The sequence below is a fragment of the Streptosporangium sp. G11 genome, from assembly GCF_051192615.1.
In the GTDB taxonomy this organism is placed as follows: domain Bacteria; phylum Actinomycetota; class Actinomycetes; order Streptosporangiales; family Streptosporangiaceae; genus Streptosporangium.
Window position 1 is genome coordinate 74,890 of record NZ_JBPJUQ010000049.1, and the last position, 8,774, is coordinate 83,663.

General features: G+C 68.3%; 7 protein-coding genes. 4 read left to right on the forward strand and 3 right to left on the reverse strand.

Translation table 11 applies throughout. The annotated features are described in order from the left end of the window. Positions 1-14: 14 nt before the first annotated feature. Both ACSDR0_RS34035 and ACSDR0_RS34040 read right to left on the reverse strand, forming a co-directional pair. Positions 15-2,189: an ATP-binding protein gene (locus tag ACSDR0_RS34035; RefSeq protein ID WP_435293033.1), complete on the reverse strand. Its 2,175-nt coding sequence runs from the start codon at positions 2,187-2,189 to the stop codon at positions 15-17. Positions 2,190-2,242: 53 nt separating this feature from the next. After that, entirely contained in the window at positions 2,243-3,043 is an 801-nt protein-coding gene (locus tag ACSDR0_RS34040) for an AfsR/SARP family transcriptional regulator (RefSeq protein WP_435293034.1), read from the reverse strand. Between the two features lie 368 nt (positions 3,044-3,411). Here ACSDR0_RS34040 and ACSDR0_RS34045 point away from each other — a divergent pair, with 368 nt between their 5' ends. Further along, positions 3,412-4,530, forward strand: a complete 1,119-nt coding sequence (locus tag ACSDR0_RS34045; protein ID WP_435293035.1) for a serine hydrolase domain-containing protein — start codon at positions 3,412-3,414, stop codon at positions 4,528-4,530. A gap of 441 nt (positions 4,531-4,971) precedes the next feature. Here ACSDR0_RS34045 and ACSDR0_RS34050 read toward each other — a convergent pair whose 3' ends face one another. Then, positions 4,972-5,499, reverse strand: coding sequence for a hypothetical protein (locus tag ACSDR0_RS34050; RefSeq protein WP_435293036.1), 528 nt, complete (start codon positions 5,497-5,499; stop codon positions 4,972-4,974). A gap of 195 nt (positions 5,500-5,694) precedes the next feature. Here ACSDR0_RS34050 and ACSDR0_RS34055 point away from each other — a divergent pair, with 195 nt between their 5' ends. Genes ACSDR0_RS34055 through ACSDR0_RS34065 form a run of 3 tightly spaced genes read left to right on the forward strand, consistent with a single transcriptional unit; the run spans position 5,695 to position 8,668 of the window. Then, positions 5,695-6,771 (forward strand): tyrosine-type recombinase/integrase, encoded by a 1,077-nt coding sequence (locus ACSDR0_RS34055; RefSeq protein WP_435293037.1) that lies wholly within the window; start codon positions 5,695-5,697, stop codon positions 6,769-6,771. After that, positions 6,768-7,091, forward strand: a complete 324-nt coding sequence (locus tag ACSDR0_RS34060) for a helix-turn-helix domain-containing protein (RefSeq protein WP_435293038.1) — start codon at positions 6,768-6,770, stop codon at positions 7,089-7,091. Before ACSDR0_RS34055 ends, ACSDR0_RS34060 begins: the two co-directional genes overlap by 4 nt. Further along, positions 7,091-8,668, forward strand: a complete 1,578-nt coding sequence (locus ACSDR0_RS34065) for a tyrosine-type recombinase/integrase (protein ID WP_435293039.1) — start codon at positions 7,091-7,093, stop codon at positions 8,666-8,668. The genes ACSDR0_RS34060 and ACSDR0_RS34065 overlap by 1 nt, the downstream gene beginning before the upstream one ends. Positions 8,669-8,774: the final 106 nt, after the last annotated feature.

The following is an 8,774-nucleotide window of genomic DNA, read 5'->3' on the forward strand; positions in this document are numbered from 1 at the left end:
TTACGGCGGCCTTGTCAGCGCAGCTTCGTCAGCCGGTCGATGGCCTCGTGCCGTGTCATGTCGGCGCCTCGGCGGTAAGCACTGTCGTATCCGGCACGGCCGAGCCGGTCCACGAGAGCCTCCACGAGCGAGCGCAGTTCGACGTCGCCGTGGTCGAAGGTACCGCGGACGGCCTGGCTCAGGCCGAGCGCGGTGGCCGCGCCGGCCGGATCACCCTCCAGGAACAGCAGCCGGGCCAGGAGCTGGGCGGCCGATGGGATGTCCATCTGCGCCTGCGCCGCTTGGACGGTGCGGGGCAGCAGCCGGCGCGCGCGTGCGGCGTCCCCCGCGGTGAGGAGGTTCGCCATCCTGGCGGGGACCAGCTGGTTCTGCATCGTCTCGGCCAGGAGGGGCAGCTCGCGGGCGAGCGTCTCCATCCGGTCGAGTTCTTGATCGGCCCGTTCGACCTCGCCGGAGCGGCGGTACAGCTCGGCCAGGCCGCCGAGGACCTCGATCGCCAGTATGGGCTGACCGCGATCCCAGACCGCTCGTTCCGCGGTTTCGATGTCGTGCCGGGCGCCCTTCAGGTCGCCGCCACGCATGCGTTCGGCGGCGAGCCCGAGCCGGGTTGAGACCTCGTCCTGCGAGCCGAGGTCGGTGGCGATCGCGACGGCGCGCTCGTAGGCGGCGATCGCCTGGTCGTGGTCACCGGCGATGGCGTGGATCTGCGCCAGGCCGTACAGCGTCTTCGCCGTCCACCATCGGTCGCCTGTCTCCGCGAACGCACGCAGCGCCGCTGCCATCGCGATCGCGATCGCGGAGCTCTCCCGCTCGGCCCGTTCGCGATACCGCATGGCTTCGATCATGAAGGTGCAGGCGATCGCCCAGCGGTCCGAGCCGCTCCGCACCCGGGCGATCTCCTGGTCGACCAGCTCATCCAGTCCGAGTATCGCCGCCATCATCAGCGCCATCGTCAGCAGCATCGGATAACGCCGTAACGCGCCCGTGTGCGCGCAGTCGTCGATGAGCGCGCGCAGCCGTCCGGGGTCTTTGATCGGCCCGCCCTCGCCGCCCACCAGGTGGATCGCGGTGAACGCGGCCCGGGCGTCCGCGGGCAGCGCGTCGCCGAATTCCAGGACCCTGGACACGTAGGCATCGGCCCGACCGTCGTAGCGGATCATGACCCAGTACCAGTACAGCGGCCCGAGAATCCGGGCCGCCGTCTCAGCGTCGCCACCGTCTATGGCCGTTTGCAGGGCGAACATCAGGTTGTCGTACTCAGCCTCGAACAATCGCAGCGACTCCACCTGCTTGTCCGAGCGCAGCAGCGGCTCGTGTTCCGCGGGCAGGTCGGCGAAGTGCCGCGTGAGCCTGCGCATCACGGCTTCGCGTTCCGCCGCGAGCCGGAGCTTCTCCGCCGCATGGGCTCGGATGGTCTCCAGCATCCGGTAGCCGTCGCCGGCCCGCTCCACCATGGACTTGTCGACCAGAGAGTCCAGCAGATAGACGACCTCGCCCGCGGGAATCGCCTCATCCGAACAGCCCCCCCCAATCACCGCATTCCCGGCTCTCGCCGGAAATATCGAGATTCGGCGGGCCAGCGTCCGTTCTTGATCAGTAAGGAGATCCCAGCTCCACTCGATGACCGCATGCAGCGTCTGCTGCCGCGGCTGGGCGGCCCGGTTGCCGGTGCTGAGCAGCCGGAAGCGGTCATCCAGCCGCCGGGCGACCTCATCGGCGCTCATCGTACGGAGCCGCGCCGCGGCCAGCTCCAGGGCCAGCGGCAGCCCATCCAGCCGACGCACTATGTCCACCACCGGCCCTGCCGCCGGCGCGTCCAGCGCGAAGCCGGGCCGCACGGCGGCCGCCCGATCGAGGAACAGCCGCACCGCGGCCGATTCGCGAGCGCGAACGGGATCCGCGTGGGCCGGCGGCAGGTCGAGCGGGCCCAGACGGCACAGCGCCTCACCCATGACCTCAAGCGGCTCCCGGCTCGTGGCCAGAATGCTCAGGTACGGCAGGCGCTCCAGCAGGTGCCCGGCGAACTCCGCGACGCGCCCGGAGATCTGTTCGCAGTTGTCCAGCACCAGCACGCCTTCACCACCGGCGAGCAGACTGACCACCCGCTCCAGCGGCGTACCGGAAGGCCGGGTGACCACGACGCTGAGCGTGCCCAACACCGCCTCCGGCAACCCGTCGGCCGTGTTCACCCCGGCCAGGGAAACGAACCAGACCCGGCTACGCCGATGGGCCCGATGCCGACTCACCGCCTCCATGGCCAGCCGGGTCTTCCCCACCCCCCGGGCCCCACAACGGTGACCAGCCGGGAGGTCTCCAGCAACCCGGCCAGCGACCTCATCTCCTCCTCCCGGCCGACGAAGCTGGTCAGCTGGGCCGGCAGACGGCCCGGCAACGCCTCCGGCCGAGCCTGGGCGGCCTCGGAAACCTCCAGCTCACCCCGTAACACGGCGACGTGCGTCTTCCGCAGTTCCTCGGAGGGGTCGACGCCCAGCTCCTCAGCGAGCGTACGACGGACCTCTTCGAACACGGCCAGCGCATCGGATTGGCGGCCCGCCGCATGCAAGGCCCGCATCCGCAGCCCGGCCAACCGTTCGCGCAGCGGATGGTCCACGGCCGCCGCCTCCACATCGGCCAGGATCTCGCCATGGTGCCCAAGCCGCAGCTCCGCCTCGAAGTGGTCTTCGGCGGCCCCGACGCGCAGTCCGTCCAGGCGCGCGCCGGCCGTACCGGCAAAAGGGATATCGCGCACATCGGCCAGCGCATCTCCCCGCCACAGCGCCAGCGCCTCGCTCAGCAGCGAGCCCGCCCGCCCCGCCGCACCCGCGGCCAGCTCGCGACCGCCCCGCTTCGCCAGCTCTTCGAACCGGACCGCGTCGACGTGCTCGGGGCGTACGTGCAGGCGGTACCCGTCGGCCACCGTCTCCACGACCCCGGCCCCGCCCAAAGCCCTGCGCAGCCGATGCACCAGCGCATGCAACGCGTTGACGCCGTCCCCGGGCGGGCGTTCCCCCCACAGGCCGTCGAGAAGCGAATCGACCGACACCACTTCTCCCCGGCCAGTGCCAGCCTGGCCAGCAGCGCGCGAACCCTGGTGCCGCCGACATCGATCGGCGCGCCGTCGTCGACATACGCCCGGACCGGCCCCAGCACCTCAATCCGCATGCTCAACAGGCTAACGGGCAAGGAAGCCGATCAAGCACCGGTGAGTTACAGCCGGTCCGAGGGGAACTCGGTACCAAGTCGTGCCCGCCGCCGTGCACATCCGCCGCCCCGAGAACCCCCTTACAGCAAGCCTGTGCCGGTTGTAAGAGCGTTATAAGACACCTGTCAGAGCCGCCGGACATCGTGGAGGACATACAGAGGAAACGTCAGAAAGGCAGTGCAATGGCAACGCACGGGAAAGTACAGCAGGTGCTCGACTGGGCAGTGGCCGAGCTCGGCATCCCAGGCATCGTCGCCGAGGTCAAGGACGGTGACCGGACCTGGTTCGGCACCGCCGGCGTGGCCGACCTCAAGACCGGTGCCCAACGCCGGCCGGGAGAGTACGTGCACACCGGCAGCGGCGGCAAGGCCTTCACCGCCGCCGTGGTCCTGACCCTGGAGGCCGAGGGCCGGCTAAGCCTCAACGACCCAGTGAACAAGTGGCTGCCCGGCGTGCTGAACGTCAACGGCTACGACGGCGACAAGATCACCATCAGGCACCTGCTCAGCAACACCAGTGGACTGTTCGCCACCGGCCTGGCACCGGAGATCAGCCACCGCTACGCCACCCGCTCCGGGTTCGTCGAGCATCGCTTCGACACCTTCACCACCGAAGAGCTGCTGAGGGTGGCGGTGTCCCAGCCGCCGGTCGGTGAGCCCGGCGAACGCTTCGAGTACGCCAACGGCGGTTTCTACCTCGCCGGCGCGATCATCGAGAAGGTCACCGGCAACGGCTATGCCGAGGAGGTCGAGCGCAGAGTCATCCGGCCGCTCGGCCTGACCAACACCCGCGTGCGCCCCTCCACGGACACCGGATACCCCGATCCGCACCCGCGAGCGTACTCGAACCTGTTCTTCAAGGACGGCGTCGACCCGGCGGCGATCACCCCGGAGAACTGGGAATCGCTGATCGAGGAGCCCGGCATCCCGCCCCTGGAGGTCACCGAGTTCAACTCCGCATGGGGCTGGTCGGCCGGCAACGTCGTCTCCACCACCGGCGACATGATCCGCTTCACCAACGCGATGGCCAGCGGTAGCCTGTTGCCGCCCGCCCAGCACCGCCAGATGTGGACCACGGTCTCCACCGAGGGTGGTTACTGGATGCCGCACGCCCGATACGGCCTCGGCCTGTTCGAGTTCGACAAGCAGGCCATGAGCGGCCGGACGCTGCGCGGCGTGGGTGGCAGCTTCTGGGGATCCTGGATCTTCGCGGTGGGCACCCCCGACGGCCGACACACCATCGCCGTCCACACCAACACCGAATGGAAGACCTGGGATCCCATGTTCAAGATCATCGAAGCGGAGTTCGGCGTCTCCATCGGTGCGTAGGCGTGCGGCCGGCTGCCGGCTCGCGGTGTCCACGAAGGACAGGCGCGAACCGGCGGCCTGCCGGCCGACACGGGGCGTTCACAAGAACTCCGCGGCCAGGGGCCAAAATGTTGATCTAGGAGGGTGATGGATGGTCTTTGGTGTATCGGATCGCGTGCCGTGGTCGCCAAGAACCTGGGCGATGCCGACCTGGTGGGAAGCAACGGCCTGCCACGGCTGATTCGCCGCGCCGGTGACCCGTCCGGCAGATCGGTGGCGACCGCCCGCCCGGTCGGCGTGAGTGTCTCCAGCACGGAGGTTGAGGAACATCGGAACTGTGATTCTTAACCCGCGGCCCGGTCGGGCACCGCAAATCGCGTCCAGGCCGCCGTCCCTGCCAAAGAGAAAGGCTGGATCCGGCAGACCGGCGCTTACCGCCGACTCACCAAATGAGTCACCGTCTTAGCGAGGGGAGCCCCTTCTGAAGACGACGGGCACGGGCGGCCGGTCCTTCCTCATGGACGTGCCTGCCAGCCAGAGCTCCCGCGTGCCAGGCACCAGGGCCAGGGTGTACAGCTGTCCGGTATGCACGGTCTCCCTCGCCCAACGGTAGCCGTTGTAGTGGAAGAGCGTGACCTCCTCGCGCTTACCCTGTGCCAGCCCGGCCACCCAGACGTCGTCGGGGGCGGACACGGCGAGGTCCACGAGGGTGCCGCGCCAGCCGGGCAGTTCCAGCCGCCGCCACTCGCCGGCGTCCCAGTACATGACGAGCGGCCAAATGTCGCCGGACTCGCGAAGCCGGACGTTCTCATACGAATCACCGCAGGCAAGCCGCGGCGGGCTGGGGAAACCCCCAGGATCGAGAATCCACCCGTTGGGGAAACCCCCGGGATCGTGGACCCACCCGATCCCGCCGACCGCCCACACGTTGGACGGGGCGCTCCCTTTCACCTTGGTGAGGTAGCCGTCGGAGACGTACGGCAGCGCCATCTCGGTGAACGGGTCACCGGGATAAGAGATAAGCCTTGGGTTCCCTGAGGTCTCTGTAGTCTCACTATCCCCTGGACCTGCGCTTTCTGCTTGGGGCTCCGGGAGTTTTCGAAGTTGATGAGACTTCAGAGATTCTGAAGGTCTATCGTCCTTCTCGATCGTCTGACATCGCCGATGAAGACGAGGGGGCGTGGGTTGAGCCTGTCCGTCGTGCGAGACCTCCGTGAAGCGCGCGCCCCGGTCGGCCCAGAAGAGCTGGCCGAGTTCGAGACCGACGTGCTGGCCGGGTTCGTCCTCGCCCGCGCGGCTGCCAGCCTGTCGGACGCCACGATCAGCTCCGAGGTAATCCACATCGAGCAGGTCCGGGCCTGGCTCGGCCGACCGTTGTGGTCGATGGAACCGGCAGACGCCGACGCCTACTTCGGCCAGGTATTACGCGGTGCGGCCAAAGGCACCCGATTGTCGCGAGCTCAGGCGATCAAGACCTACTTCTTGTTCCTGGAGCTACGACACAAGATCGAGATCCACCAACTGACCGGGCACGTGGTGGAGTGCCCAATCGATGAGATGAACCGGCCGCGCGGGCAGAAGGACGCGGCGCTGCGGATCCCGCCTAGCGCCGAGCAGATCACCCGCCTTTTCGCCGACTGGCGCGAAGAACTTGCCACCTGTCGCAAGTTCGCCCCCACCGCCCGCAACTACACTGCGGCCCGGCTGATGGCCGAGGTCGGCCTGCGGGTGAACGAGGCTCGCAGCCTGGATCTGGCCGACATCAAATGGGAGCTGGGCAGGTTCGGCAAACTCCACGTCCGTCTCGGCAAGGGCGCCCGCGGCTCCGGCCCGCGCGAGCGGATGGTTCCGCTGATCAACGGCGCCGGCCGGACGCTGCGCTGGTTCGTCGAGGACGTCTGGAGTCACTTCGGCGACGACCACACCCGTCACGGCGTCCCGCTCCTGCCCTCGGAGCGAAAGAACGCCGACGGCACCGCCGCCCGGGTCGGCACCGAAGCATTGCGCACCGCGCTGGCCGAAGCCGCCGCCCGGCACCTGCCGGACTGGAAAGAGAAGCTGACACCGCACGTGCTGAGACACTTTTGCGCCAGCCAACTCTACTTCGCCGGAATGGATTTGATCGCCATCCAGGAGACCCTCGGCCACGCCTGGGTGGCCACCACGATGAAGTACATCCACGTCCATCGCACGCACATCGAAGAGGCCTGGCTCGCCGGACAGCAACGAGCCGCCGACCGGCTGAAGGGGCTGAGCCCATGAAGTGGAACCTGCGCCTGGCCGCCGCCAACCGCGGCATCTGGAAGGCCAGCGAGTTGCAGCGCCTACTCGCTGAACGCGGCATGGTGATCAGCGCCGGGAAGATGTCCGGCCTGTGGTCGGGCCATCCGGCCAGCGTCAAGCTGGAGGACCTGGACGTCATCTGCGCCGTGCTCGGTTGCGGCATCGCAGAGCTGTTGATCCCCGAACCGGAGCTCGTGCCCGCTCCTGCCAAGAGCGGCCAGGCGCAAATCAAGGCGGTGGGCGAGACGCCCGTGGTGACGCCCAAGCGACGCGACGGTCGGTCGCTGCCACCCGCCTGATGGGCTACATCTCCCCGACCAAGCCAGCGGCGACCTGCGTGGGCTGCTATGCCTGGGGCGTGCTCCCGGGCCGATACTGCCGCGCCTGCTATACCTTCGGCCAGCTCCACCAGATCGGCGAGTGCGCAAGCTGCCACCGACAGGTCCCGATCAAGAAGGGATACTGCCGACTGTGCTGGCTGCAGGCCAGCCTGCAGGCGAAAGACCAGGTCACCGTGCTGGATACGTTCCTGCGCAAGCTCACCTGCCAACAACTATTCCTCAGCAACATGCACCGGCAGCGATCCAAAGGCCCCGGGCCACGCATTGGACGGCAGGGACGCCGACGCCGCCGTCCCCAGCCGCCGCCCGCTGAACCAGAAACATCACCCCACCGCTGGACTCAGCTGCGGATGCCCATCACAGTGCGCCGCGACTACACCAGGTTCGACCGGCGCCAACACGCCGACCCGGCCAATCCAGCATTGCGCTCGGCCCGCGCGGCGGCCGCTGCTCTCGCCGAGGCTCGGGGCTGGACCCGATGGATCATCAGCGACGTCGACCGGGCCCTGGTCATGCTGCTGTCCACCCACACCGCCGACGACATGATCCGCTTCTCGGAGCTGTTTCCCAAACTGCGTCACCACGACCTCAGCGTCGGGCGCACCGTCGAAGTCCTCGCCCGCATCGGCCTGCTCGATGACGACCGCATTCCCACCTTCGACCGCTGGCTGGCCGGCAAGCTGAGCGGCATCGCTCCCGGCATCGCCGCCGACGTCGAGGCATGGGCCCGCCTGCTGCACGAGGGCGGGCCTCGCCAGCGAGCGCGCAGCATTCAGACCGTCTGGAGCTACCTCACCGAGATCCGGCCCATCCTGCTCGACTGGTCACGCACCTACGACCACCTCCGCGAGGTCACCCGCGACGACATCGTGACCATCAAGGACACCCTGCAGGGCGCCAAGCGGGAGAACACCGTCGTGGCATTGCGCTCGCTCATGCGCTTCTGCAGAAAGACCGGGCGAATCTTTCGCGACCCCACCATCCGCCTCCGCATCGCACGCCGACCGGAAAAGGTGATCCTCCCCCTCACCCCCGGCGACATCGACCACGCCGTCGCCACCGCGACGACCCCAGCGATCCGCCTCATCCTCGCCCTGGCCGCCGTCCACGCGGCCCGGCCCAAGATGATCCGCGACCTCCGACTCGACGACGTCGACCTGGGCAACCACCGCGTCACCATAGGCGGCCACCCTCGCCCCCTCGACGAGCTCACCCGTCAAGCGCTCCTCGCCTGGCTGGACTACCGGCGCAGCCGCTGGCCGAGCACCGCCAACCCACACCTACTGCTCACTCAGCAAACCGCGATGGAGACCTCCCCGGTCGGCAAGCTCTGGGTCACGCACGCCGTCCGGGGCCTGACCGCCACCTTGGAGCGCCTTCGAGTCGACCGCCAACTCGAAGAGGCTCTGACCCGCGGTCCCGATCCACTGCATCTGGCCACCGTGTTCGGCATCGACGACAAGACCGCCATCCGCTACGCCAACGCCGCCCGCCATCTCCTGGAATCCACTCCGGAAACGCCCGAACCAGCGTGACACCATAGGCGTCGTGATCTCCGCTGATGGAGCAATAGTCAATACCTGTGGATCGGTTTGGGTGTTGCTGAGTCAGTGAAGTTGCCCGGTCTGGTGTAGGTGATCG

Excerpts from the sequence above, each read along its gene's own strand:
- ACSDR0_RS34050 (WP_435293036.1), bottom strand. The coding sequence starts at position 5,499 with ATGGCGCTGCCGTACGTCTCCGACGGCTACCTCACCAAGGTGAAAGGG.
- ACSDR0_RS34060 (WP_435293038.1), top strand. The coding sequence starts at position 6,768 with ATGAAGTGGAACCTGCGCCTGGCCGCCGCCAACCGCGGCATCTGGAAG.
- ACSDR0_RS34065 (WP_435293039.1), top strand. The coding sequence starts at position 7,091 with ATGGGCTACATCTCCCCGACCAAGCCAGCGGCGACCTGCGTGGGCTGC.